The organism is Kitasatospora fiedleri, from assembly GCF_948472415.1.
Classification (GTDB): Bacteria; Actinomycetota; Actinomycetes; order Streptomycetales; family Streptomycetaceae; genus Kitasatospora; species Kitasatospora fiedleri.
Window position 1 is genome coordinate 268523 of sequence record NZ_OX419519.1, and the last position, 25079, is coordinate 293601.

General features: G+C 74.0%; 17 protein-coding genes, 5 pseudogenes and 2 riboswitches. Of the genes and pseudogenes, 13 read left to right on the top strand and 9 right to left on the bottom strand.

The genetic code is table 11. The features are described 5' to 3' along the window. Positions 1-361 precede the first annotated feature (361 nt). From QMQ26_RS01340 to QMQ26_RS01360, 5 genes are all read left to right on the top strand, one after another. Positions 362-868 (top strand): protein-tyrosine phosphatase family protein, encoded by a 507-nt coding sequence (locus tag QMQ26_RS01340; RefSeq protein WP_282204436.1) that lies wholly within the window; start codon positions 362-364, stop codon positions 866-868. A 495-nt stretch (positions 869-1363) separates the two neighbouring features. Further along, a complete protein-coding gene (locus QMQ26_RS01345; protein ID WP_282204437.1) occupies positions 1364-1897 on the top strand; it encodes a lytic polysaccharide monooxygenase in 534 nt (177 codons plus the stop codon). 40 nt (positions 1898-1937) lie between these two features. Continuing rightward, entirely contained in the window at positions 1938-2282 is a 345-nt protein-coding gene (locus QMQ26_RS01350; protein WP_282206719.1) for a hypothetical protein, read from the top strand. A 253-nt stretch (positions 2283-2535) separates the two neighbouring features. After that, a complete protein-coding gene (locus QMQ26_RS01355) occupies positions 2536-3786 on the top strand; it encodes a cellulose binding domain-containing protein (RefSeq protein ID WP_282204438.1) in 1251 nt (416 codons plus the stop codon). A gap of 5 nt (positions 3787-3791) precedes the next feature. After that, a complete protein-coding gene (locus QMQ26_RS01360; protein WP_282204439.1) occupies positions 3792-4154 on the top strand; it encodes a glycoside hydrolase family 18 protein in 363 nt (120 codons plus the stop codon). Between the two features lie 102 nt (positions 4155-4256). Here QMQ26_RS01360 and QMQ26_RS01365 read toward each other — a convergent pair whose 3' ends face one another. Next, on the bottom strand, positions 4257-5765 hold the full coding sequence (locus tag QMQ26_RS01365; RefSeq protein WP_282204440.1) for an MFS transporter: 1509 nt from the start codon (positions 5763-5765) through the stop codon (positions 4257-4259). Positions 5766-6072: 307 nt separating this feature from the next. Here QMQ26_RS01365 and QMQ26_RS01370 point away from each other — a divergent pair, with 307 nt between their 5' ends. After that, on the top strand, positions 6073-6930 hold the full coding sequence (locus QMQ26_RS01370; RefSeq protein ID WP_282204441.1) for a TetR/AcrR family transcriptional regulator C-terminal domain-containing protein: 858 nt from the start codon (positions 6073-6075) through the stop codon (positions 6928-6930). A 278-nt stretch (positions 6931-7208) separates the two neighbouring features. Then, positions 7209-8511: pseudogene (locus QMQ26_RS01375) on the top strand (carbohydrate-binding protein). A 119-nt stretch (positions 8512-8630) separates the two neighbouring features. On the opposite strand, the gene QMQ26_RS01380 reads toward QMQ26_RS01375, so the two are convergent. Together QMQ26_RS01380 and QMQ26_RS01385 are read right to left on the bottom strand one after the other, a co-directional pair. Beyond that, positions 8631-9056, bottom strand: coding sequence for a F0F1 ATP synthase subunit B family protein (locus QMQ26_RS01380; protein ID WP_318552295.1), 426 nt, complete (start codon positions 9054-9056; stop codon positions 8631-8633). Between the two features lie 186 nt (positions 9057-9242). Next, positions 9243-9758 (bottom strand): DinB family protein, encoded by a 516-nt coding sequence (locus QMQ26_RS01385; protein ID WP_100834594.1) that lies wholly within the window; start codon positions 9756-9758, stop codon positions 9243-9245. Between the two features lie 241 nt (positions 9759-9999). After that, positions 10000-10106: riboswitch (ZMP/ZTP riboswitch) on the top strand. A gap of 31 nt (positions 10107-10137) precedes the next feature. On the opposite strand from QMQ26_RS01385, the pseudogene QMQ26_RS01390 reads away from it, so the two are divergent. Then, positions 10138-11585, top strand: a pseudogene (locus tag QMQ26_RS01390) (glycine hydroxymethyltransferase). 271 nt (positions 11586-11856) lie between these two features. After that, positions 11857-12138 (top strand): pyrimidine/purine nucleoside phosphorylase, encoded by a 282-nt coding sequence (gene ppnP / locus QMQ26_RS01395; protein ID WP_282204442.1) that lies wholly within the window; start codon positions 11857-11859, stop codon positions 12136-12138. A 99-nt stretch (positions 12139-12237) separates the two neighbouring features. Here the strand turns inward: ppnP and QMQ26_RS01400 are convergent, their stop codons facing one another. Further along, positions 12238-13593 (bottom strand): MFS transporter, encoded by a 1356-nt coding sequence (locus tag QMQ26_RS01400; RefSeq protein WP_282204443.1) that lies wholly within the window; start codon positions 13591-13593, stop codon positions 12238-12240. 506 nt (positions 13594-14099) lie between these two features. Next, positions 14100-14265: riboswitch (cyclic di-AMP (ydaO/yuaA leader) on the top strand. A gap of 3 nt (positions 14266-14268) precedes the next feature. On the opposite strand from QMQ26_RS01400, the gene QMQ26_RS01405 reads away from it, so the two are divergent. Further along, a complete protein-coding gene (locus QMQ26_RS01405) occupies positions 14269-15480 on the top strand; it encodes a transglycosylase family protein (protein WP_282204444.1) in 1212 nt (403 codons plus the stop codon). Between the two features lie 22 nt (positions 15481-15502). On the opposite strand, the pseudogene QMQ26_RS37830 reads toward QMQ26_RS01405, so the two are convergent. The 3 genes and pseudogenes from QMQ26_RS37830 to QMQ26_RS01425 all read right to left on the bottom strand — a co-directional run bounded on the left by QMQ26_RS37830 (position 15503) and on the right by QMQ26_RS01425 (position 18924). Further along, positions 15503-16635 (bottom strand): annotated as a pseudogene (locus QMQ26_RS37830) (CapA family protein). Positions 16636-16846: 211 nt separating this feature from the next. Beyond that, positions 16847-17788, bottom strand: coding sequence for an AurF N-oxygenase family protein (locus QMQ26_RS01420; protein WP_282204447.1), 942 nt, complete (start codon positions 17786-17788; stop codon positions 16847-16849). 192 nt (positions 17789-17980) lie between these two features. Further along, positions 17981-18924, bottom strand: a pseudogene (locus QMQ26_RS01425) (pseudouridine synthase). Positions 18925-19178: 254 nt separating this feature from the next. Between QMQ26_RS01425 and QMQ26_RS01430 the strand changes: the two are divergent. From QMQ26_RS01430 to QMQ26_RS01440, 3 genes are all read left to right on the top strand, one after another. Further along, complete coding sequence (locus QMQ26_RS01430; protein WP_282206384.1) at positions 19179-19646, top strand: PAS domain-containing protein; 468 nt, start codon at positions 19179-19181, stop codon at positions 19644-19646. Between the two features lie 44 nt (positions 19647-19690). After that, on the top strand, positions 19691-22081 hold the full coding sequence (locus tag QMQ26_RS01435) for a SpoIIE family protein phosphatase (protein ID WP_404814034.1): 2391 nt from the start codon (positions 19691-19693) through the stop codon (positions 22079-22081). 320 nt (positions 22082-22401) lie between these two features. Beyond that, a complete protein-coding gene (locus QMQ26_RS01440) occupies positions 22402-22818 on the top strand; it encodes a hypothetical protein (RefSeq protein ID WP_100834600.1) in 417 nt (138 codons plus the stop codon). Between the two features lie 74 nt (positions 22819-22892). Here QMQ26_RS01440 and QMQ26_RS01445 read toward each other — a convergent pair whose 3' ends face one another. Together QMQ26_RS01445 and QMQ26_RS01450 are read right to left on the bottom strand one after the other, a co-directional pair. Next, a complete protein-coding gene (locus QMQ26_RS01445; RefSeq protein WP_100834601.1) occupies positions 22893-23672 on the bottom strand; it encodes a 3-oxoacyl-ACP reductase in 780 nt (259 codons plus the stop codon). Continuing rightward, positions 23669-25042 (bottom strand): annotated as a pseudogene (locus QMQ26_RS01450) (aldehyde dehydrogenase family protein). The gene QMQ26_RS01445 and the pseudogene QMQ26_RS01450 overlap by 4 nt, the downstream one beginning before the upstream one ends. Positions 25043-25079: the final 37 nt, after the last annotated feature.

Here is a 25079-nt window from a genome sequence, read left to right on the forward strand (position 1 = left end):
CCCCTCATGAACGCCCGACGAACCCCCGCTCCCGCCGTCCCTACACAGAACCCGTCGCACCGTCACCACCCCTCCCGCCGCGCTGTCCCGTGCGACTGCTCTTCGACGGGGTCACCCCGTACCCCGCCTGCTGCTGCTCGGCGCCTTCCTGGTCCGCCCGGACTACGAGGCCGTCCTGGACCCCCCGGTCTTCCTCGCCCCCGGCGACCGGGTCTCCCACCACCCCACCCACCTCACGGTCACCTCCCCGACCGGTGCCCGCCGCACCCTCCCGATCGCCGACGGCTACTGGCTCTGCCACCGCTGACCACTCCGGGAACCCCCTCCGCACCCACCGGCGTTGACGAGCCGGAGGTGGCGGATGAAGACCCGTCGGAGGGGCGGTGTACCGGATCCGGGGACACCGTGGGACGAGATCGCGCCCGGGCTGTGGATGGGCGGCCACCACTGGGTGGACCCGGCCGGGCAGTGGTGGCCGGTGGTGGTCGGCGCGGAGTTCGACCTGGTGGTCAGCCTGTTCACCGCCCCGGACCACGGCCCGGCCCCGGGAGTGCCGCACCGGCTCGTCCCGGTACCGGACGGGCCGCTGGACGCCGGGCAGTTGGCCGCCGTGCAGGCCGCCGCGCGGGAGGTGGCGGCGGCGGTGAGGGGCGGCCGGACGGTGCTGGTGCGGTGCCGTTCCGGGTACAACCGTTCCGGCCTGGTGGTGGCGCAGGCGCTGGTGGAGCTCGGCCTGGACAGCGCGGAGGCGGTGCGGCGGGTGCGGGCGCGGCGCTCGTCGTGGGCACTGCACAACGCGCTGTTCGTCGAGTACCTGTCGGTGGGGCTGGACACCGCCCGGCTGCTCGTCTCGCTGGGCCCGTCGTAAGGCCGACGGAAGGTCAGCGTGGTGGGTGGGCCGTCAGCCTGGTGGGTGGGCCGTCTTCCGGGGCCGGATCGGCTTGGCGGAGCATTGTCCGCGGCTTGGGTTCCTCTTCACCTCCCCGCCCGCGCCCTGGGTCGCAGCGGCCCCGCCCCCCCTCGCCCACCCCGGGGCGCCCTCCGGTGGGCCTTCGGACGGTCGGGGGCGGGGGCGGTCCGGGGGTGATTTCGCTGCTGTCCGCCGAGGTTCGCCCGCTGACCGGAATCTGACGTCCCGCCAGGTCGGTTGTGCGGGGCGGACGCTGACGGTGGCCGAATGCCGCCATCGGTCAACTGCGGTCCGATGGACGACTCTTGTCAATTGGTATAGGCCAATCGTAGCCTTCGGACGGCTCGCGGTGTGCAGGGTCCACACCGCGCCGGCCCGGGGTCGCTCCCCGCGGTCCGCAGGCAGACGTGCCGCTCCTCCCCCACGACCGACCCGACCTTCCCGAGGAGAACCATGTCCTGGTCCCGCCGCCTGCTCGCCGCTTCCGCGGTGGGCGCGGGCGCCCTGGTCGCCACCCGCCGCCGCGGGCAGTGCCGCCGCGCACGGCGCCATGTTCGGCCCGCCCAGCCGCATCGCGGCCTGCTACGCGGAAGGCCCCGAGACCCGAAGTCCCAGGTCTGCAAGGACCTCGTCGCGGACAGCGGCACCCAGCCGCTGTACGACTGGAACGAGGTCAACATCGCCGGCGCCAACGGCCAGAGCCGGCAGATCATCCCGGACGGCCACCTCTGTTCGGCCAACCGCGACAAGTACCGCGCCCTGGACTGGGCCCGCACCGACTGGCCGGCCACCGCCACGACGGCCGGCGCGAAGACCTTCGACTTCCGGGTCACCGCAGCGCACCAGGGCAGCATGAAGCTGTACATCACCAAGGCCGGCTACGACCCGACCAAGCCGCTGAAGTGGTCCGACCTGGACCTGGCCGCGCCGGTCGCGGTCTACGACACGCGCGCACCTCGGACAACGGGTACTACCACGTCAACGTGAACCTGCCGCAGCGCACCGGCCGCCAGCTGGTCTACATGGTGTGGCAGCGCTCGGACAGCCCGGAGGCGTTCTACGGCTGCTCGGACCTCGACTTCGGCGCCGCCACCGCCGCAGCCGCGGTCGGCCCGCAGGCCGCGAACGCCCCGCTCGCGCCGACCCAGGCCAGATCGACGCGGGCGCCGCCCGCTCGACCGTCTCGCACCACGGCCACGGCGGCGACCTCACCGCCGCCGAGGCGGTCGCGGCCGCCTCCGGCCCCGCCGCGGTGGACCGGCCCGGCCAGGGCGACCTGCTGCTCGGGCTGGCCGGCGCGGCCCTGCTGTCGGCCACCGCCTCGGGCGTGCACCTGGCCCGCCGGATTCGCGGCGGCGCCGTCTCCGCCTGACGGCCCATGGACGCCTGACCTGTGTCAGGCGGGTGGCGCGGCCCCTTCCCCCACGTTTCGGGGGCCGCGCCCTCCGTCGTCCGAGGCACGCCCCGAGAGCCTTAACCGCACCTGATCGAACCGTCAACTCCTCGCAAAACCGCAGGACTTCGCCTTGACGGCCCGGATTGGTCTGGACCATCTTGAGTGCGCCCCGCGCACTCCGCGCCACGGCCCCCACCCGTCCCCCCACACCGTCAAGGAGGACTCGCCCATGAGGCGCGTCACCCTCTCCCTCGCCGCGGCCGCGGCCCTGGTCGCCGCCCCGCTGGGCGCCACCGCCGCCGGTGCGGCCGGCGTCTCCGGCCTGACCGCCGACTACGCCGTCAGCCAGAGCTGGTCGAACGGCTTCCAGGCCACGTACACCGTGACCAACCACACCAACGCCACCGTCAACAGCTGGTCGCTCTCCTTCGACCTGCCGACCGGCGAGAGCGTCTCCAGCCTGTGGAACGGCACCCTCAGCTCGGCCAGCACCCCCACCGGCACCCACTACACGGTGACCTCGCCGGCCTGGGCCGCCCCGCTGCCCCCCGGCGCCGCCGCCCCCGCGGTCGGCTTCGGCGTCACCACCGGCGCCGTGCAGAGCGCCCCCGCCAACTGCACGGTCAACAACCAGCCGTGCGCGGGCGCGCCCGCCGACACCGTCGCGCCGTCCGTCCCCGGCGGGCCGCACTCGACCGGCACCGGGCCGGGCAGCATCACCCTCGGCTGGACGGCCGCCACCGACAACACGGCGGTGGCCGGCTACCGCGTGCGCGAGGGCTCCGCCGTGGTCGCCACCGTGACCGGCACCTCCGCCACCGTCCGCGGCCTGCTCCAGGGCAGCAGCCACACCTTCACCGTCACCGCCTTCGACGCGGCGGGCAACGAGTCGGCGGCCTCCGCGGCCGTCACCGCCACCGCGGGCACCGGCACCAGCGCCGGCACCGCCGCCCCCTACGTGGACCTCGGCGCCTACCCGACCCCCAGCCTGCCCGCGCTCTCCGCCGCCAGCGGCGTCAAGGAGTTCTCGCTGGCGTTCCTCATCAACGGCGGCCAGCCGTGCACCGCCAGCTGGTTCGGCGCCTACGACCCGGCCACCGGCTGGAACAAGGCCGACATGGACGCGATCCGCGACGCGGGCGGCGACGTCCGCCCGTCCTTCGGCGGTGCCAACGGCACCGAACTCGCCCAGTCCTGCACCACGGTGGCGGCGCTGGCCGCGCAGTACCAGAAGGTCGTCGACGTCTACGCCCTCGACCGGGTGGACTTCGACATCGAGGGCACCGCCGTCACCGACCGCGCCTCGGTCGACCGCCGCTCCGCAGCGCTCGCCCAGGTCCAGGCCGCGCAGCGGGCCAAGGGCCGCGACCTGAAGGTCAGCCTGACCCTGCCGGTGCTGCCCGGCGGCCTGACGCGGACGGCGTCTACATCCTGCAGTCCGCCAAGAACGCGGGCCTGTCCGTCGACCTGGTCAACGTGATGGCGATGGACTTCGGCGACTGGGCCGCCCCGAGCCCGGCCGGGAAGATGGGCGCCTACGCGATCCAGTCCGCGCAGTCCACCCAGGCGCAGATCCGCTCGGTGTGGACCGGCCTGACGGACGCCCAGGCGTACGCCATGGTCGGCGTCACCCCGATGCTCGGCCAGAACGACACCACCTCCGAGGTGTTCGGCGTCTCCGACGCCCAGCAGCTGATCGCCTTCGCCCAGCAGCACCACCTCGGCGAGCTGGCCTTCTGGGAGATGACCCGGGACGCCAACGCGTGCACCGGCTCGCTGCCCAAGTGCACCAACGTCCCGCAGACGCCCTACCAGTTCTCGAAGCTCTTCGCGGCCTACCAGGGCTGATCCTCCGTTCCTCCTGCGGCGCGGGGCCGGTGGCCCCGGAGCGATGTGCTCCGGGGCCACCGGCCCCGCTCCTCCCCTCGCGGGGTGTGGTGCGACGGGGCGTCAGGCGGGCTGGTGCTCGCCCTCCTTGCGGAGCGCGCCCTCTTCCTCGGCCCCGTCGTCCTCCGCGCCCTCGTGCTCGGGGCGGCCGTGCATCGGGAGCAGGAAGATCGCCGCGAAGACCACCACCAGCAGACCGACCTCGGTCCACAGCGTGGTCTGCTCGGCGCCGGCGAAGTCCGAGGTCTTCAGGCACTCGAAGAAGACCGTGCCCAGGATGGCGCTGCCCAGGGCACCGCCGAGCTGCTGCACGGACGTCAGCGTGCCGGAGGCCGATCCGGTCTCGTGCACGTCCACCGAGGCGAGCACCATGCCGAAGAACGGGGCCATCACCAGGCCCATGCCCAGGCCGCTGACCGCCAGCGAGGGCACCATCTGCCAGGGCGTGACGCCCGCGCCCTGGCTGTGCAGGGTGTACATCAGGGCCAGCACGCCGGCCAGCATCACCACCAGGCCCACGTGCATCACCCTGCGGCCGTACTTCTGCAGCGCCTGGGAGGCGACGAACGCGATCACCATGCCGACCGAGGACGGGATGCCCGTCAGGCCGGACTTGAAGGCGCTGTAGTGCAGGCCGAGCTGGGTGTACAGGCTGAACGTCAGCCAGAAGCCGGTCATCGCGGTGAAGAAGACCAGGCCGAGCACCATGCCGCCGCTGAAGCCGCGCTTGGCGAACAGGCTGGGCTCGACCAGCGGGTCGGCCCCGGCGGCCTTGCGCCGGGCCTCGTACCAGCCGAACAGGCCGAACACCGCGACGCCGACCGCCAGCAGCGCGAACGCCCACAGCGGCCAGTCGTGCTCGCGGCCCTGGACCAGCGGGTAGATGACCGTGGCCGCGCCGAGGGCGGCCAGCAGCGCGCCGACCAGGTCGAGCCGGACGGTCGGGCCCTGGCCCTGGGCGGGCAGGAAGACCCGGCCGCCGACGAAGGCGAACAGGCCGAGCGGGATGTTGATCAGGAAGATCATCCGCCAGCCGGTGCCCGCGAAGTCCGCGTCGATCAGCCAGCCGGCCAGGATCGGGCCGCCGACCGTCGACAGGCCCATCACCGGGCCGAACATGCCGAAGGCCGCGCCCTGCTCCTTGGGCGAGAAGACCTCCTTCATGATGCCCAGGCCCTGCGGCAGCATCACCGCGCCGAGCAGGCCCTGGAGCACCCGGGCGGCGACCAGCTGCCAGGGCTCCTGGGCCAGGCCGCAGGCGAGCGACCCGACGGTGAACCCGGCCGCGCCGATCATGAACATCCGGCGGCGCCCGAAGATGTCGCCGAGCCGCCCGCCGGTGATCAGGCCGATGGCCATCGCCAGCGTGTACGCCGCGCCGAGCCACTGGATGGTGGACTCGCCGCCGCCGATGTCCGCCCGGATCGCGGGGGCGGCGATGTTGGTGACCAGGGAGTCGAGCAGGTCCATCACCTCGGCGGCGAGGATGACGAACAGCGCGACCCAGCGCCACCGGTAGGGCTCGGCGGCGCCGGAGGGCGGTGCCGAGGTCGTGCCGACCGCGTCGGTCATGACAGCTCCTGTCTACTACCAGGCGCGGTGGACGGGGCCGCGCGATTGAACGGTGTTTGTGGGACGAACACTGTTCTACGAGTCGAGCGGCGTTCCCGTCAAACGGATTAACCCTGACTTCTCCCCCACCCGCGACCCCGACCCGCCCCCGAGAACCGCCGCCCGCCGACCCTTCGCACCCCCCACCACCCGCTCCGACCTGCGCCGGGAGCCAGGTCGGCGGCGGCCGCTCCGCCCACCCGTCGAACGGCGTTCGTCCGGAGTACGATGATCGCCGGCGGAACGTTCAGCGAAAGCAGGTGGCCCGATGCCCGCGCAGATGCCCGAGAACCCGTGGCACAAGCCCCGCAAGGCCGAGCCCCGGCAGCCGCTCAGCCGCGCGCTGATCGTGGAGACCGCGGTGCGGGTGCTGGACACCGAGGGCCTGGCCGGGGTGACGATGCGCCGGGTCGCGCAGGAGCTGGGCACCGGCCCGGCCTCACTGTACGCGCACGTCTCCCACAAGGAGGAGCTGCTCGAACTGGTGCTGGAGCGGGTGGTCTCCGAGATCCGGCTGCCGCGCCGCCCCGAGCCCGCCCGCTGGAAGGAGCAGATCACCGAGATCTGCTTCGAGGCGCAGCGGGTGCTGACCTCCCACCGGGACGTGTCGCTGGTGTCGCTGGGCAGCATCCCGCTGGGCGAGAGCCAGTTGGGCATCACCGAGTTCCTGCTCGACCTGCTGCTCCAGGTCGGCATGCCGCCCCAGGTGGCGGCCTGGGCGCTGGACGGCCTCGGCCAGCTGATCGACACCGACGCGTACGAGGCGTCGGTGTACGCGGAGCGGATCGCCCGGGGGACGGACATCGACGAGTACTTCGGGCAGCTGCACGCCTTCCTGCAGGCACTGCCGCCCGACCGCTTCCCGAACCTCCAGGGGATGGCGGACACCATGGTGTCGGGCGACGGGGACGAGCGCTACGCCTTCAAGATCGAGGTGTTCCTGCGCGGCCTGGAGTCCTACCTGCCGCCGGAGCCGCCCGCCGCCGGGCGGCGGCCGGGTCGCGAGCGCGGCCGGGAGCGCGGGCGCGAACCGGGCCGCGAGCGGGGACGCGAACCGGGGCGGGAGCGAGGCCGTGAACCGGGGCGGGAGCGGGGGCGCGAGCGCGGTCGCCCGGCATCGGGCTGAGGCCGCCCGGCCCGGGCCGACGGTTCGTCAACCGGCCGACCACATCTGCTTTGACCTGTGCTTTACCGCCGGTTGACCGAGACCTGACCACGATCCGACCGCGATCCGACCGCGCCGCGCCCGGCACGGCGCCGGGGGGTTGACGGCGACCCGGCACAGGTCTATACCAGTGGCAGTCACGTCAACCTCGGCTAGGCAACCGACCGTCGACCCGGCCGCGCACCCCCACTTCCGCGCGCCCGGGCCGCTGTCCTCGCCGCCTCCTGGAGAGGTCCTCGATGGAACGCGCACTTCCCCCACACCCCCTCGCCGACACCGCCCCGCCGCGCCGCCGCCCGCGCCGCGCCGTCGCGGTCGCCCTGTCCGTGTTCGGCCTGCTGGCCGGCGGCGTCTCCGCCGTCGCCGTCTCCGGTTCGGCGAACGCCGCGACCACGGCCGCGCTCGGCTCCAACTGGTACGCCTCCGCGCCGTACCTGATGCCGGAGGACAACAGCCCGCCGGACGCCGCCGCCGTGATGGACGCCACCGGCCAGAAGGCGTTCCAGCTCGCGTTCATCCTGGCCCAGGGCGGCAACACCTGTAGCCCGTCCTGGGCGGGACGTCCTCGATCGACACCGACACCACGATGCGGCCGTCATCCAGACCATCCGCAACAAGGGCGGCGACGTCTCGGTCTCGGTGGGCGGCTACGGCGGCACCAAGCTCGGCCAGACCTGCGGCACCCCGGAGGCGACCGCCGCCGCCTACCAGAAGGTCGTCACCAAGTACAACCTCAAGGCGATCGACTTCGACCTCGAGGAGCCCGAGTACGAGAACACCGCCGCCATCCACAACGAGATCGGCGCGGCCCGCATCCTGCAGCAGAACAACCCGGGGATCTACATCTCCATCACCACCGCGGGCACCAACGCTGGCACCGGCTGGTTCGGCACCCAGATGCTGCTGGAGGCGAAGTCCCAGGGCTTCACCCCGAACAACTACTCGATCATGCCGTTCGACGGCGGCTTCAACGGGGCGGCGGCGCAGACCGACGCGCTGGTGAAGTTCAACCAGATCCTGCAGAGCACCTTCGGCTGGAACGAGGCCACCGCCTACGCCCACGAGGGTGCGTCGCTGATGAACGGCCGCACCGACGCCGCCGAGTACTTCAAGCAGGCGGACTTCCAGACCGTGCTGGACTTCGCCACCGCGCACAAGCTGGCCAGGTACACCTTCTGGTCCGTCAACCGCGACCGCCAGTGCTCCGGCACGGTCGACCCCGGCCTGTCCGGCGCCTGCTCCAGCGTGGCGCAGAACGCCTGGGACTTCACCAAGTACACGGTGAAGTTCGCCGGCGCGACCCCGCCCACCAGCACGCCGTCCCCCTCCCCGAGCACCAGCGCCAGCGCCTCGCCGAGCACCGGCACCTCGCCCGGCACCGGTACCTGCAGCCCCGCCTGGTCGGCGACCACCACCTACGTGGCCAACGACAAGGCCAGCTACAACCACCACAACTACCACGCCAAGTGGTGGACCCTGAACGAGAACCCGAGCAGCAGCGGCCAGTGGGGCGCGTGGGCCGACGACGGCCCGTGCTCCTGAGCCACCCCGCTCGCACCCCCTGAACGACGGACGGGCCGCCCGGTCCACGAGCCCCAGGCTCGGGACCGGGCGGCCCGTCCGCTTCAGCGCGTCCGCACCCGCGGTGCGGTGGCGGTGGGTCAGACCTCGGCGCGACCGCGGAACTCGTCCGCGACGGCCCGGGTCGAGGGCAGATCGGCGAGCGGTTCGCCGACCACCCGGGAGGCCAGCTCGGACGCCAACGCGATGACGTCCTCGCGCAGTTCGGCCTCGGCCAGCACCTTGTCGGCGGCCAGCTGCACCTGCGCCTCGGCCACCAGCTGCTCGCGCTGCTGCTGGGCCTCCGCCCGCAGGGCCGCGACCAGCGCCGCGCCCTCCTCGGCGGCGGCCTGCCGGATCGCGGCCGCCTCGTGCCGAGCGGCGGCGAGTTCGGCCTGGAACTCCCGGCGGATGCGTTCCGCCTCGGCCCTGGCCTCCTCCGCACGGGCGATGCCGCCGTCGGTCCTGTCGTGGCGCTCGGCGAGGGTGCGTTCGATCCGGGCAGCAGCACCTTGCCGAGCGCCCAGAAGAGGGCGGAGAAAACGATCAGTCCGAGGATCAGCTCGGGCACGTTCGGTTCGAGAGGTCCCATACTCAGTACGCTATCCGCTCATCCGACGAATCACCCGGCCGGGTCTCCCTCAGCGCCCTTGCCCCACAAGGAACTTCACCCTTGCAACGGTCACCCGGCCGAATGCCGGGCCGACTCCCCGTCAGCCGCCGGTGACGCCGTCGATGTGCTCGCGCAGCAGGTCGGCGTGCCCGTTGTGGCGGGCGTACTCGGTGATGACGTGCAGGTACGTCGTCCGCAGGGACTGCTCCTCCCCGTACGCGGCCAGCACCGCGTCCAGCGGGGCGCCGGCCACCGCGAGGTCGGCGAGGCGCTGTTCCTCCAGCAGCGCCAGGTACTCCTGCTCGGCCCGCTCCGGCTCCAGCAGGTCGAAGTCGGCGTCCTTGTGGCCCTCCACGGCGTGCAGCGGCGGGACGTCCTGCCCGGCGAAGCGGATTCGGAACCACGTCCGCTCCACCTTGGCCAGGTGGCGCATCAGCCCGAGCAGCGAGAGCGAGCTCGCGGGCAGGGGGCGCAGCGCGAGCTGCTCGCCGGTCAGGCCGGCGCACTTGTGCAGGAAGGTGGCCCGGTGCCAGGCGAGGTAGCCGGGCAGCAGCTCGGTCTCGGGGGCGGTGAGCGAGCCGCCGGTGCGGGTGGTGGTGGGGACGGTCCATGTCATGCGCCCGATCATGCCCAGGTCCGACCGGGCCGCACCAGGGAATTTCGCCCAGGGCAGGGAGCGGGACCTGAGCCGGCTCCCGGGCCGGGGCCGGGGGCGAAGGCAGGGCCGGAGCGTGAACCGAGGCCGAGGCCGGAGCGTGAACCGAGGCCGAGGCCGGAGCCGGAGCCGGAGCCATGGCGGGTGTTCGAACCGTGTCTGCGGGATTCGGCCCGGGCCCGGCGTGGTGGTTGGTACGATCGCGGTGAGCCGTGACTGGCGCGCTGGGATGGAATTCACCATCGGGGAGCGGCTCCGTGCGGTGCCCTCGGGTGCCGTGTGCTGTAGCCGTGCGCCTGGGCCGTCCGAATCGTCGCCGTTCCGTACGAGGAGACCGCCCGTGGTCGAGCCCCTGCCCGCGCACACCTTCGGCAGCCCCGCCGCCGACACCGCCTTCCGCAGCGCCCTGGACGTGGTGCGCGCCGTCGAGCCCCGGGTCGCCGCGGCGATCTCCGGGGAACTGGTGGACCAGCGCGCTTCGCTGAAGCTGATCGCCAGTGAGAACTACGCCTCGCCCGCAGTGCTGCTGGCGATGGGCAACTGGCTGAGCGACAAGTACGCGGAGGGCACGCCGGGCCGCCGCTTCTACGCGGGCTGCCGCAACGTGGACACCGTGGAGGAGCTGGCCGCCGAGCACGCCCGCGAGCTGTTCGGCGCGGAGCACGCGTACGTGCAGCCGCACTCCGGGATCGACGCCAACCTGGTGGCGTTCTGGGCGGTGCTGTCGCAGCGGGTGGAGAGCCCGGCGCTGCGGCGCGCGCAGGTCCGCAACGTCAACGACCTGAGCGAGCAGGACTGGGCCGAGCTCCGCCGCGAGCTGGGCAACCAGCGGATGCTGGGCATGTCGCTGGACGCGGGCGGGCACCTCACGCACGGCTTCCGGCCGAACATCTCGGGCAAGATGTTCGAGCAGCGCAGCTACGGGACGGACCCGGCGACCGGATTGGTCGACTACGACGAAGTCCGGCGGATCGCGCTGGAGTTCAGGCCGCTGATCCTGGTGGCCGGGTACTCGGCGTACCCGCGGCTGGTGAACTTCCGCCGGATGCGGGAGATCGCGGACGAGGTGGGCGCGACCCTGATGGTCGACATGGCGCACTTCGCTGGCCTGGTCGCGGGCAAGGTGCTGACGGGGACTTCGACCCGGTCGCGCACGCGCAGATCGTCACCACCACCACGCACAAGTCGCTGCGCGGCCCGCGCGGCGGCATGGTGCTGTGCACCTCGGAGCTGGCGGAGCACGTCGACCGCGGCTGCCCGCTGGTGCTCGGCGGCCCGCTGTCGCACGTGATGGCGGCGAAGGCGGTGGCGTTCGCGGAGGCGCGCCGCCCCGAGTTCCAGGTGTACGCCCGGCAGGTGGTGGACAACGCCCGGGCGCTCGCCGAGGGCCTGCTCAAGCGCGGTGCCCGGCTGGTGACCGGCGGCACCGACAACCACCTGGTGCTGGCGGACGTCTCCTCCTACGGGCTGACGGGACGCCAGGCGGAGGCGGCGCTGCTGGACTCCGGCATCGTCACCAACCGCAATGCCGTCCCGCAGGACCCGAACGGTGCCTGGTACACCTCCGGCGTCCGGCTCGGCACGCCCGCGCTGACCACCCGCGGGCTGGGCGCGGCGGAGCTGGACGAGGTCGCCGAGCTGATCCACACCGTGCTGACGGCCGCCGCGCCGGTCGGCTCCTCGAAGGCGCAGTACACGCTGGACGAGGCCGTCCGCGACTCCGTCGCCAAGCGCGCGGTCGACCTGCTCGCCGACCACCCGCTCTACCCGGGCATCACGCTCGGCTGATCCTCCCCTCCCGGCGTCCCCGTCCGGACGCCTCCCGGCCCGGCTCGCCGCCACCCCGGCGGGCCGGGCCGCCGAACGCGCCGCGCCGCGCGCCGCGTTCCGACCTGCGGCGGAGCCGGGCCCGACGGCGGCGGGGGCCACGGTCGGCCGGTGACCAACCAGCGGACGCTCCCGGCAACCGAACTGCCCGCGCCGATAGGCTCGCCCCCGCCGCGGCCGGGCGCGCGACGCGCCGGCCGCCGTTCCGCACCCCTTCCGCAGGAGAACGCGCATGCTCAAGGTCAACGAATACTTCGACGGCACGGTCAAGTCGGTCGCCTTCACCTCGGCCGACGGCCCGGCGACCGTCGGCGTGATGGCCCCCGGCGAGTACGAGTTCGGCACCGCCGCCCCGGAGGTCATGCACGTGGTCAGCGGCGCCCTGACCGTGAAGCTCCCCGGCTCCGACGACTGGCGGACCTTCTCCGCCGGTGAGCACTTCTCCGTTCCGGGTGACAGCAAGTTCCACCTCCGGGTCTCGATCGACACGGCCTACCTCTGCGAATACCGCTGATCCCCTCCCGCTGACCACCGCCACACAGCCGCCGGTCCGGCCGCAGCCGGGCCGGGTGCGGCACCCTGCGGTGGGCCGGTGGTCAGCCGCCGGCCGCGCTCACACCGCCGCCTCCGCTTCCGGAACGGGCTCCCGCCGCCCGGCGGCCGTCCCGACCCCGGCCCCGGCCCCGGCCCCGGGCTCGGGCTCGGGCCCGAGTCCGACCGCCGGCTCGGGCTCGGGCCCGGGAGGCCGGCTCGCCGGCAGGTGACGGACCGCGGGGAGCGCGAGCAGGGCGAACGCGACCGGGACGGCGAGGGCGGTCATCCCGAACAGCGTGGGACGCACACCGAGGCTCTCGGAGAGCGGACCGGCCAGCACCAGCCCGAGCGGCATCAGGGCGACGGCGATCAGGTGGTCGTAGGAGCTGACCCGGGAGAGCACCCGCTCCGGTATGTGCACCTGGAGCGAGGTCTCCCAGAGCACGAAGAACAGGGACACGCCCACGCCCGTGACCGCCTCCAGGGCGGCGATCACCCAGACCGGCGCACCGGAGCCGATGATCGCGGCCTGGCAGGAGGCGACCGCCATCGCCACCGCCGCGACGGCCATCGGACGGGCCGGTTTCAGCCGGTAGGAGCACACGTCCCCCACGATCGAGCCGAGGCCGAAGGCGATCACCACCACCGTCCACGCGTTGGCGCCGCCCCAGTCGCGCTTCGCCAGCACCGGCCCGAGCACGAACACCGAGGGCAGCACCACCACGTGGTAGACCGCCATCGCGAGCATGCCCGACCACACCCACGTCCGGCTGCGCACCTGCTGCCAGCCGATCCGCAGCTCGGCCAGGAACCCGGGCCGCTCGCCCCGCTCGGCCCCGCCGTCGGCGCCGCCCGCCGCGACCGCGCCGTCGACCGCGCCCAGCCGGGCCAGCACCGCGGCACTGACCGCGAAACTCGCGGCGTCCATCGCCAGCGCACCGCCCGGGCCGACCGCCGCGATCAGCAGACCGGCCAGCGCCGGGCCGACCACCAGGCCCGTCGACTGGACGAACCCGCTGAGCGCGTTCGCCTCGCGCAGCCGATCGGCGGGGACCAGCAGGGGCAGCAGCCCGGTGGAGGCGGGGAGGAAGAAGGCGTCCGCGACCCCGAACAGCGCCATCAGCAGCGCCAGCAGCCCGACCCGGGCGGTGCCGGTGAGCAGCAGCACCGCGACGGCCGTCTGGACGGCGCACCGCAGCAGGTCGGAGGCCAGCATGATCCGCCGTCTCGGTATCCGGTCCGCCCAGACGCCCCCGACCAGGGTGAACACCAGCAGCGGGAGCAGCCCGGCGGCCGTCACCAGCCCCACGTCGACGGCCGAGCCGCCGATCGACAGCACGGCGAAGGGCAGCGCCACGAACGACACCCGGTCTCCCAGGGTCGACAGCGACTGGCCGACGAACAGCCTGGCGAACTGGCGCTCGGTGCGGAGCACTTCAGGAATCAGGGCACCCACGGAACCTCCCCAACGGACTCGACGGACCTGACGGACCTGTCGGACCTGACGAACTCGACGGACCCGACCACGCGCCCACCGGAACAGCGAGCAGGGCGATCGTAGGAAGCCCGCCGACCCCCTGTCGCATCATTTATCCGCAACGCGTCGAATGCCCCGATTGCACCCAACTCGGCTACTTTCAAAGGCAGTTGGCGGCCAAGAACCGCCGACACCACCCCGGCGGAGCACCGGCCTTCCCCGCTCCCTCCCTCCCAATCCCACCGATCGGCCAGACTTCTCCCACCGATCCGCCGACCCTCCCCTCGCCCTCCCGCCCGATCTCCCGTCAACAGGTCGTCCACACACCACGCAGGACCCGACGTGACGAGGGCGTGATCCGGGCGCGACGCGCTTGTGATTGCCACGTTCGAGTGAATAGGCTCGCCCCGGCTCGCACCGCCGGGCCCCCGCACGCGACAACGCCGAGCCCTGTCCACCGCGCTGCGGGTCGACCACCAAGACCCTTGGGCAGGGGCGGGGAACCACGATTGTTGCCGTCCCCACGGCTAGGGGTGAAGCCGTCCGCACCGGGTGACCGGAGCGCGACGGCCTGGCCTCCCTCCCGGCCCGAACCCGACAGCTCACCCCGTAGGCGTGCGGAGAGGATCTCGCATGCTCTTCACGGGTTCGGGACGCCACCGCCGGCAGGGTCCGGCGGAGAAGGCGGCCGAGCGGGCGATCGCGGCAGCCGGCGTGGCCGGTGTCGGCATCGCCCTGCCGCTGCTCGCCGTCACCGGCGCACACGCCGCCCCCAGCGCGGTCTGGGACCGGGTCGCCGACTGCGAGAGCGGAGGGAACTGGAGTTCCGACGTGGGCAACGGCATCTACGGCGGCCTGGGGATCACCGCCCAGCGCTGGAACGACTACGGCGGCACCCAGTACTCGGCGCTGCCGAACGGGGCCACCCGCAGCCAGCAGATCGCCGTCGCCGAACGCATCCTGGCCACCGAGGGCCCCTCGCCCTGGTCGGCGTGCGCGGACGACGCGGGCCTGAACACCGCCAGCGCGCCGGGCGTGGTCGACGACAACGACTCGGCGGACGAGACGGGTTCGCTGCGCGGCGCGCGCGGCGTCGCGGCGGTCAACGCCGCCCCGGACGGCAGCACCGTCCCGGACGGGAGGAGCACGCCGGTGTTCTCCGGCCTGCCCGGCTACGACCCGGTCTCGCACGTGTACTGGTACGAGAAGAACGGCGCCTGGTTCTGGACCAGCCACCAGAGCCTGTACGAGCGCTACATGCAGCTGACGCACCCCCAGCCGCACCCGAGCGCGCCGACCACGACCACCCCGGACCCGACCGTCCCCACCCCGAACGCCCCGGACGCCTCGGCCACCCCGACCGTCCCGCCGGTCTCCCCCACCGACCCGGCCGCTCCCGGCGACCCCACCGACCCGACCGCCTCGCCCAGCCCGAGCACGCCCACCGACGGCAGCACCGGCACCGACGGCGGGAACGGGGGCGGCCTGCTGCCCACCCTCCCGGTCACCCCGTCCCCCGGCCCGTCCACCGGCACCAGCGGCACCCCGGACGCGTCGCCCAACGGCGGCACCACCACCGCCCCGAGCGCGGGCAGCGGCACGACCGCGCCCACGGACGCGTCCACCGCCCCGGCGGCCCCGACCACCTCGACGGTCCCGACCCCGGCAGCGTCCCCGGCCCCGTCCGCGCAGCCGTACACCGTCGGCCCCGGCGACACGCTGGCCTCGATCGCCCGCAGCAACGCCGTGGGCGGCGGCTGGTCCGAGCTCTACCAGTCGAACCAGCAGCTGATCGGCGAGAACCCGAACCTGATCCGGCCCGGCCAGGTGCTGAACCTGGGCTGACGGACGCCCGGACCGGCCGCCGTCACTTCGGGACGGCGGCCAGTCCGGTGCAGCCGCGCAGGCCGTCGCGGCGCTGCTGGGCGGCCTTCGCGGCGTTGCCGCTCTGCGGGACGGGCACGCCGCGGCCGTCGATGTGGGCGGGGTGAAGGTCTCGCCGGTGACGCGGCCGTCGCGCGGTGACGGTGATCGTGGTGACGCCGGTCTCGTCGGAGGCGGTGTAGTTCGAGGTGCCGTACCAGAGGAAGTTGCCGAAGCCGTACGCCACGTAGGTGTTCCCGAGCATGCCCGCGCCGAGCATGGTGTGGGCGTGGGTGCCGACCACGGCGGTCGCTCCGGCGTCGGCGAGCTTCTTGGCCAGCGAGGTCTGCGCGCGGGTCGGGCAGGCTACGCCCTCGTCGCCCCAGTGCAGGTAGACCAGGACCACGGGCGCCTGCGCCTTCGCCCCGGCCACGGCCCGCAGCAGGGCGGTCTCGTCGAGGGCGGACGCGATGCCGGGCTTGTGCGCGCCGGCCCGCCACTTCTGGTTGGTGATCTCGTTGACCTGACTGGCCGCCAGGACGGCGACCCGCACGCCGCGCACGGTGGTCAGGTAGGGGGCGTACGCCTCCTCGGCGTCCTTGCCGATGCCGATCACGGGCACCGGGGAGGCGGCCTTGGCGGCGAGGGTGTCGGCGAGCCCGTCGGGCCGAAGTCGACGGCGTGGTTGTTGGCCTGGGAGACCACGTCGACGCCCGCGTCCTTGAGCGCGCCGAGCGCCTTGGGCGTGGTGCGGAAGGTGTAGGTCTTGGGTTCGGCCTTGCCGCGGCCGGTGATCGCGGTCTCCAGGTTGAGCACCGCCAGGTCGGCGGCGGAGAGCGCGCCGGAGATCGGCCGAGCGCGGTGTCGGCCTTGGCGGCGCCGAGTCGGGCGGCGGTCCGCCCTTCGAAGTGGACGTCCCCGGCGAACGCCACCGTGATGCCGCTCCCCGCCCCGGCCCCCTGGCCGGGGCCCGGGCTCGCGCCGGAGGCCGTCGCGGCGGGGTCCTGCGGGGCCCCGCTCCCCGACCCGGCGGGCGCCGAACCGGTCGGCGCGGCCGATCCGGTGGCCGCGGCGGACGCCGACCCGCCCCCGGCGGTGGGGGCGGCCCGGTCCCCGGCGGGGGACGGCCCGCCGCATCCGGCGAGGGCGCCCAGCAGCAGGACGGCGGTGGCGGTGGTGGCGGCTGTGCCGCCCGTGGTGCGACGCATGAACGAACCCCCCGGCAGTTCGGTGACGACGCACTGTATCCGCGCCACTCGAACACCGGAAGACCGCAACGGCACCGCACGGTGACCGTTTCCGTCAGCCGCCCACTGCTCCAGTCAGGTCGGATGATCGGACGAGCGGATCAGCGGGCGGTCGGTCCGGCCGTCGGCTCAGGCCAGCACGCCGGCGGCGCGCAGCAGCCAGCGGTTGGTCCGGCCGACCAGTCCGGCCCGGTCCAGCACGGAGACCACCTTCTGCGCCATCTCGACCTTGGTGGCCCGCCAGTGCGGGTTGGCGCGGGCGACGGCCCGGCCTGTCTTCGGGTCGATGCCGACCGCGGCGTACAGCCGGGGTGGATCAGCGCGGTGGTGGCGTAGTAGACGATCAGTCCGATGAACAGCTGCTCGTACCGGCGGCGGACCGGGCCGAGGCGCTTGCGGACCAGTTCCTCGCGGGCGTAGCTGATGTGCCGGGCCTCCTCGATGACGTGGATCCGGGAGACCTGGCGGGTGAGCGGCTGGAGGGTGTCGTCGTTCATCACCTCGCGCTGGAAGGCGTCCAGGATCTCCTCGACGTACATGGTGCCGCCGAAGGTCTGGCTGTGGGTGGAGATCGCCTTGAAGAGCCGGCCCAGGTTGTGCGCGACGAATCCGGCGCCGTACGCGGGGACGCCCATCTTGGCGATCATGCGGGCGAACATGATCGAGTGCCGGCACTCGTCGGCGATCTCGGTGAGCGCGTACTGGACGTGGTTGCTGGTGGGGTCCCGGTCGAAGGCGTGGCGCAGCAGCATCTGCATGAGGATCTCCTCGAACCAGATGCCGACGCTGGCGATGGAGGCGACCTCGTGCTTGGAGAGCTCGATCCGTTCCTCGTCGGTCATCCGCTCCCAGAGGTCGGTGCCGTAGAGAGAGAGGTGGCGGGGCGGGCAGTAGTAGGCGCCGGGGATGGGGTCGGCGTCCCAGTCGACGTCCTTGAGCGGGTTGAACGAGAGCTTCGCGGAGGAGGCGAGCAGGCGTTCGGCGGTGCGCTCCCGGTCGGGTGCGGTGCGGGTGGACTGGGTGGAGGCGGGCTGGGGCGGCATGCCGGCTCCTTCTCGGTGAGGGCCTGGAGGGTGGAGTGGTGGCACTGCCGTGAAGGTAGAAGTTATTAGACTTCCCGTCAATACACTGCGCGCGAAGAGCCGAAGAGCCGCCGACCTGACGACCCCACCACCTGACGACCCCACGACCTGACGACCCGAAGAGCCGTGCGCCGGCCCGACCCGCCCCGGGTCCTACCAGCCCGCCGGGTCCTGCCAGGCCGCCAGCACCCGCCCGCTGACGAAGCGCCGCCGCTCCCCGCCCACCGGGTCGGTGAACTCCAGCGAGCGCGCGAGCAGCTGGAGCGGGCGCCGGTAGTCCTCCGGTGCGCCCCGTCCAACACCTCCGGGTAGAGCGGGTCGCCCAGGATCGGCAGCCCGAGCCCGTTCATGTGCACCCGCAACTGGTGGGTGCGCCCGGTGCGCGGGGCGAGCCGGTAGCGGCCCAGGCCGCCGCGCGCCTCGGCCAGCTCGATCCGGCTCTCCGCGTTGGGCTCGCCGGGCTCCTCGTAGGCGTCGAGCCGCCCGCGGTCCTTGCGGAGCCGGTTGCGCACCACGGTCGGCGGCAGGGCCGCCGCGCCCTCCTCGTGGCGGGCGACGGCCTCGTACTCCTTGACCGCCTCGCGCCGTTCGAACAGGCCCTGGTAGGCGCCGCGCAGCGCGGGGTCGGCGACGAACAGCACCACGCCGGCGGTGAGCCGGTCCAGGCGGTGGGCGGGGCTGAGCCGGGGCAGGTCGAGGTCGCGGCGCAGCCGGGCGAGGGCGGTCTCGGTGGCGTGGCTGCCGCGCGGGGTGGTGGCGAGGAAGTGCGGTTTGTCGGCGACCACGATCCGCTCGTCGCGGTACAGGACCTCGACCGGGAAGGGCACCACGGGTTCGGGCGGTCCGGGTTCGCGGTGGAACCAGACGTGGCCGCCGGGCCGGTAGGGCGTGTCGGCGGTGACCGGCCCGTCCTGGCCGGCGAACTCGCCGGCCGCGAGCATGGCGGCGATCCGCCCGTTCCCGGCGGCGGCGCCGTAGCGCTCCTCCAGGTAGGCCCGGACGGTCGGCCAGGCGCCCTCGACCGGCAGTCTGACGTGGACCGGGTCGATGCCGTCGCGCTGCGGCAGCGGGCTGAGGGGGGCGGGCTTCCTACGCACCACCGTGCGCCGCCCCGGGGTCCGTCCGGCGGGTCTCCATCCGGCCCACCCTAGCGGCAGGTCACCCGTCTGGGCGCGGGCGGCCCGCCGTGCGACGATGGCAGGGCGGTACCCCCGCCCCGAAGGGTAGGTGGCCGGATGGACGCCGAGAACCACATGGACACCGGGCAGCAGGGCACGATTTCCCGGGCCCGCCCCGCCTCCCGCTCACGGCGGGTGGTGCGCCGGTACCGGACGGCCTGCTGGCGATCCCGGTGGCCACGGCGCTGATCGCGGCGAACGGCAGGATCCTGCACTGGAGCCCGGACGCGGAGGCCCTGCTCGGCTTCCCGGCGGACCAGGCGGTGGGGCGGTTCGCGGCGGACGTCCTGGTGGCCCCGGAGCGGCGTACGGAGGTGCTGGGGCTGTTCGCCCGGATTCTGGAGGGCCGCCCCTGGTCGGGGGTGTTCCCGGTGCGGCACCGGGACGGGCACCTGGTGGGGCTGGACTTCCGAACCTACCCGGTGCTCGACCGGGAGGGTTCGCCGATGGTGCTGGCGGTGGCCTCGGACGTCAGCGAGGTGCGCCGGCTGGCGGCGGACCTGGCGGTGCTGGACGGGTTCTTCACCCAGTCGCCGGTCGGCATGGCGGTGTACGACACCGAGCTGCGCTTCGTCCGCCTGAACGAGGCGCTGGCCCGGATCAACGGGCTGCCGGTGGACCGGCACCTGGGCGGCGGCTGACCGAGCTGCTGCCGGGGATCGACGGCCGGGCGGCGGAGGCCACGATGCGCCGGGTGCTGGCCGACGGCCGGCCGGTGGTGGACGCCCGCACGCACGGCTGGACGGCGGCCGATCCGGGCCGCGAGCACGCCTGGTCGGTGTCGAGCTTCCGGCTGGAGCAGCCGGACGGCACGGTGCTGGGGGTGAGCACCACGGTCGTGGACATCACCGACCGCTTCGAGGCGGAGAGCGCCGCCGAGGCCGCCCAGCAGCGGCTGGCGCTGCTGAACGAGGCGTCCACCCGGATCGGCACCACGCTGGACTTGGCCACCACGGCCCGGGAGCTGGCCGAGACGGCCGCACCGAGCCTGGCGGACACCGTGGTGGTGGAGGTGCTGGACGGCCTGGTGCGGGGCGAGCCGGCCGCGCTGCCGGACCGGGTGGACCGGTCCGCGGTGCTGCGCCGGCTGGCGTTCCACACCGTCGCGGGCAGCGGGATGTCGCCGATCGCCCCGGTCGGCACCGTGCAGCGGCTGCACCCGAGCACGCCGTACGCGTGGGCGCTGTCGCACGGCCGGCCGGTGCTGGTGCCGCGGACGGACGGGGCCGCGATGAGTTGGTTCACGGACGACCCGGTGCGCGGCGGGGCGATCCGGGCGCAGGGGGTGCGTTCGCTGATGGTGGTGCCGCTGATCGCCCGGGGTGCGGCGATCGGCACCGCGACGTTCTTCCGGTCCCGAACGGCGACCCCGTACGGGCAGGCGGACCTGGCGCTGGCCAGCGAGCTGGCGGCCCGGGCGGCGGTGTCGATCGACAACGCGCTGCTGTACACCCGGGAGCGGGACGCGGCCGAGCAGCGGCAGCGGGCGCTGGAGGTCGCGGAGAGCGCCCAGCAGCGGCTGGCGCTGCTGAACGAGGCGTCCACCCGGATCGGCACCACGCTGGACCTGACGATCACCGCGCAGGAGCTGGTGGACGTGGTGATCCCGCGGTTCGCGGACTTCGTGACGGTGGACATCCGCGAGGCGGTGCTGACCGGCGAGGACCCGGAGCCGGTGCCGGAGTCCGGTTCGGTGCCGCTGCGGGCGGTCGCGGTGGGTGAGCGGGAGGACGGCTCGCCGCTGACGGGGGCGGCCGACCAGATCGGGGAGACCACGCACTCGGCCAAGCTGTACGCGCGGGCGATGCGCACCGGCCGGTCGGTCCTGGTGCCGCACGTGGACGAGCCCGAGCTGCGCCGGATCGTCACGCACCCGGACCGGGTCCAGCCGGGCCTGGACGCCGGGCTCCACTCGTACCTGATGGTGCCGCTGCTGGCCCGCGGCCAGGTGCTGGGCGGGGTGGAGTTCGTCCGGCTGGCCAATCCGGAGCCGTTCACCCCGGCGGACCGGGCGCTGGGCGAGGAACTGGCGGCGCGGGCGGCGGTGTGCATCGACAACGCCCGGCTGTACCGGCGCGAGCGGGACACCGCGCTGACCCTGCAGCGCAGCCTGCTGCCGCAGGACGTGCACCGCACGCCGGGGCTGGAGATAGCGCACCGCTACCTGCCCTCGACGGTGGGCGACGAGATCGGCGGCGACTGGTTCGACGTGGTGCCGCTGACCGGCGGCCGGGTGGCGCTGATCGTCGGCGACGTGATGGGGCACGGCATCCGGGCGGCCGCCACGATGGGCCAGCTGCGGACGGTGGCGCGGACGCTGGTGACGCTGGACCTCGATCCGGCGCGGGTGCTGCGACGGCTGGACGAGGCGACCGCGCAGCTCGGCGAGGGCCAGTTCGCCACCTGCGTGTGCGCGGTGTTCGACCCGGTGGACGGGGAGTGCGTCCTGGCCTCGGCGGGTCACCTGCCGCCGGTGGTCTCGGAGCACGACGGCGAGGCCCGGCTGGTGACGCCGCCGCCGGGCGCGCCGCTGGGCGTGGGCGGGGTGCCGTTCGAGTCGGTGCGCTTCCCGCTGCGCGAGGACGGGCTGCTGGTGCTGTACACGGACGGGCTGGTGGAGCGGCGCGGGCAGGACCTGGACGAGGGCCTGGAGCTGCTGCGCGAGACGGTGACGCACCGGCAGCCGAACCTGGAGCGCGGCTGCGACGCGGTGCTGGGGGCGCTCGGGGCGACGATGGGGCAGGACGACGTGGCGGTGATCATGGCGCACGCCGGGCCGGTCGGCGCGGACCGGCTGGCGACCCTGCCGCTGACCGGCGATCCGGCGCTGCTGCGGCACGCCCGGGAGTTCACCCGGCGGACGCTGACCGACTGGGGGCTGGCCTCGCTGGTGGAGCCGGTGGTGCTGCTGACCGGGGAGCTGCTGGCCAACGCGCTGCTGCACGCCGGTTCGCCGCTGCAGCTGCGGGTGTTCCGGGGCGCGCTGCTGACGGTGGAGGTCGCGGACGCGGACAGCCGGGAGCCGCGGCTGCGGCCGGTGGGCGAGCACGACGAGGGCGGGCGGGCATGCTGCTGATCAACGAGTTGGCGCACCGCTGGGGCAGCCGGGCCACCCGGGACGGCAAGGTGGTCTGGTTCGAGATGGAGCTTCCGGCCCGATCGTCATACTGATCCGGCGTCAACTTCCCTGGTGCGCAGGTGCGTCAACCCCGCGCACCGGCCGGTACGGCATCCGGCGGTACGGCGCTCACCCGTCGCGGCGGTGCGGTTGCCCCGGCCGGGTGACCGCTCGGCCCACGGTGTACGGCGCGGGCCCGCGGATGCCGATGATCGTCGCGTCCGGCCCCCGAAACCGCGCGACGCCCCGGCGTTCAGCGCCGAACCTGGAGAAACCCGATGCGTTCCAGCCTCGCCAAGGTCACCACCGCCGCCCTCCTCACCGGGCTCGCCCTGCTCGGCGGAGCGGGCACCGCCTCCGCGCACGCGCACCACCATCACCACCAGGACGCCCACCCGCACGGGGCGCTGGCCGTCGGCGGCGACGCGGCGGCCCAGGGCGGCGACGCGGGCGCGGTCGGCGGCGACGCCTGGGCCGAGGACGGCGACGCGCTGGCCGTCGGCGGCGACGCGGGCGCGCTGGGCGGCAGCGCCGGTGCCGTCGGCGGGGACGCCTGGGCCGAGGGCGGCGACGCGGGCGCGGTCGGCGGGGACGCCGAGGCGCTGTGCGGCTCCGCGCTGGCCGTCGGCGGCGACGCGCTGGCGCAGGGCGGCGACGCCCTCGCGGTGGGCGGGGACGCGTTCTCCTCGAACTGACGCCCCGGCAGTGCCCCTCGCGGCCGGGCGGTGTCCTCGCGGACCCGCCCGGCCGCCGTGCTGCCGCCGGGCCGCTACGGGAGCGGGGTGACGTACGCGCCGGAGATGCCGCCGTCCACCAGGAAGGTGCTGGCGGTCATGAAGGAGGAGTCGTCGCTGGCCAGGAAGGCCACCGCGGCGGCGATCTCCTCGGGTTCGGCGAACCGGCCGAGCGGGATGTGCACCAGCCGGCGGGCGGCGCGCTCCGGGTCCTTGGCGAACAGCTCCCGCAGCAGCGGGGTGTTGACCGGGCCGGGGCACAGCGCGTTGACTCGGATGCCCTCGCGGGCGAACTCCACGCCCAGCTCGCGGCTCATCGCCAGCACGCCACCCTTGGAGGCGCTGTAGGAGATCTGCGAGGTGGCGGCGCCCATCACCGCCACGAAGGACGCGGTGTTGATGATCGAGCCCCTGCCCTGCCGCCGCATGTGGCCGATCGCGTACTTGCAGCACAGGTACACCGAGGTCAGGTTGACGTCCTGGACGCGCTTCCACGCGTCGAGGCCGGTGACCAGGATGGAGTCGTCGTCCGGCGGGGAGATGCCCGCGTTGTTGAACGCCACGTCCAGGCTGCCGTAGTGCTCGACGGCGGTGTCGAACAGGGCGCGGACCTGCTCCTCGTCGGTCACGTCGGTGCGCACGAACAGGCCGCCTGCCTCGTTGGCGGCCTTGGCGCCGCTCTCCTCGTCGATGTCGGCGCACACCACCTTCGCCCCCTCGGCGGCGAAGCGGCGCACCGTGGCCAGGCCGATGCCGCTGCCCGCGCCGGTGACGACCGCCACCCGGCCGTCAAGTCGCTTGCTCATGTGGCTCATTCCTCCGTGGCGATGAAGACGTTCTTGGTCTCGGTGAAGGCGTGCAGGGCGTCCGGTCCGAGCTCGCGGCCCAGGCCGGACTGCTTGAAGCCGCCGAACGGCGTCCAGTAGCGCACCGAGGAGTGCGAGTTGACGGACAGGTTGCCCGCCTCCACGGCCCGGGCGACGCGCAGGGCCCGGCCCACGTCGCGCGTCCAGATCGACCCGGACAGGCCGTACTCGGTGGCGTTGGCGATCCGCACCGCGTCGCTCTCGCCGCGGAACGGGACCACGGCGGCGACCGGGCCGAACACCTCCTCGGTGAACGCCCGTGGTCGGGGGCGATCGGCGCCAGCACCGTCGGCGGGTACCAGAAGCCGGGCCCCTCGGGCGCGCTGCCGCGGAACGCCACCTCGGTGTCGCCGTCCACGTAGGAGGCGACCCGCCGCCGGTGCGCGGCCGAGATCAGCGGCCCCATCTCGGTCTTCTCGTCCGCCGGGTCGCCGACCCGGACGCCCCGGACGGCGCGCTCCAGGCGCTCCATGAACTCCTCGTACACGCTCGCCTCGACCAGAATCCGGGAGCGCGCGCAGCAGTCCTGCCCGGCGTTGTCGAAGACGGCGTAGGGGCGGTGGCGGCGGCCCTGTCCAGGTCGGCGTCGGCGAAGACGATGTTGGCGCTCTTGCCGCCGAGTTCGAGCGTGACGGGCTTGACCTGGGCGGCGCAGCCCGCCAGCACGGACCTTCCGACGGCGGTGGAGCCGGTGAACACCACCTTGCGGACGTCCGGGTGGGTGACGAAGCGCTGCCCGACCACCGGGCCGCGGCCGGGCAGCACCTGGAGCACGCCCTCGGGCAGGCCCGCGCGCAGGGCGAGTTCGGCCAGGCGCAGCGCGGTGAGCGGGGTGGGTTCGGCGGGCTTGACGATGACGGTGTTGCCCGCGGCCAGCGCGGGGCCAGCGCCCAGGCGGCGATCGGCAGCGGGAAGTTCCACGGGACGATCACGCCGACCACGCCGAGCGGCTCGTGGAAGGTGACGTCGAGGCCGCCGGCGACCGGGATCTGCCGGCCGAACAGCCGCTCGGGGGCGCCCGCGTAGTACTCGATGACGTCGCGCGCGTTGCCCGCCTCCCAGCGGGCGTTGCCGATGGTGTGCCCGGCGTTGGCGACCTCCAGGGCGGCCAGTTGCTCGCGTTCGGCGTCCACCTCGGCGGCGAAGCGGCGCAGCAGCCGGGCCCGGTCGCCCGGGGCCACGTTCCGCCAGCTCTCGAACGCCGCCCGGGCGCGGGCGACCGCGGCGTCGACGGCGGCCGGGCCGGCCAGTTCGACGGTGGCGATCACCTCCTCGGTGGCGGGGTTGACCACCTGGTACGGCTCGGACTCCTCGGTCACCTGCTCCTCCTCGCTCCGCTCTCGTGCTCGTGCCCGT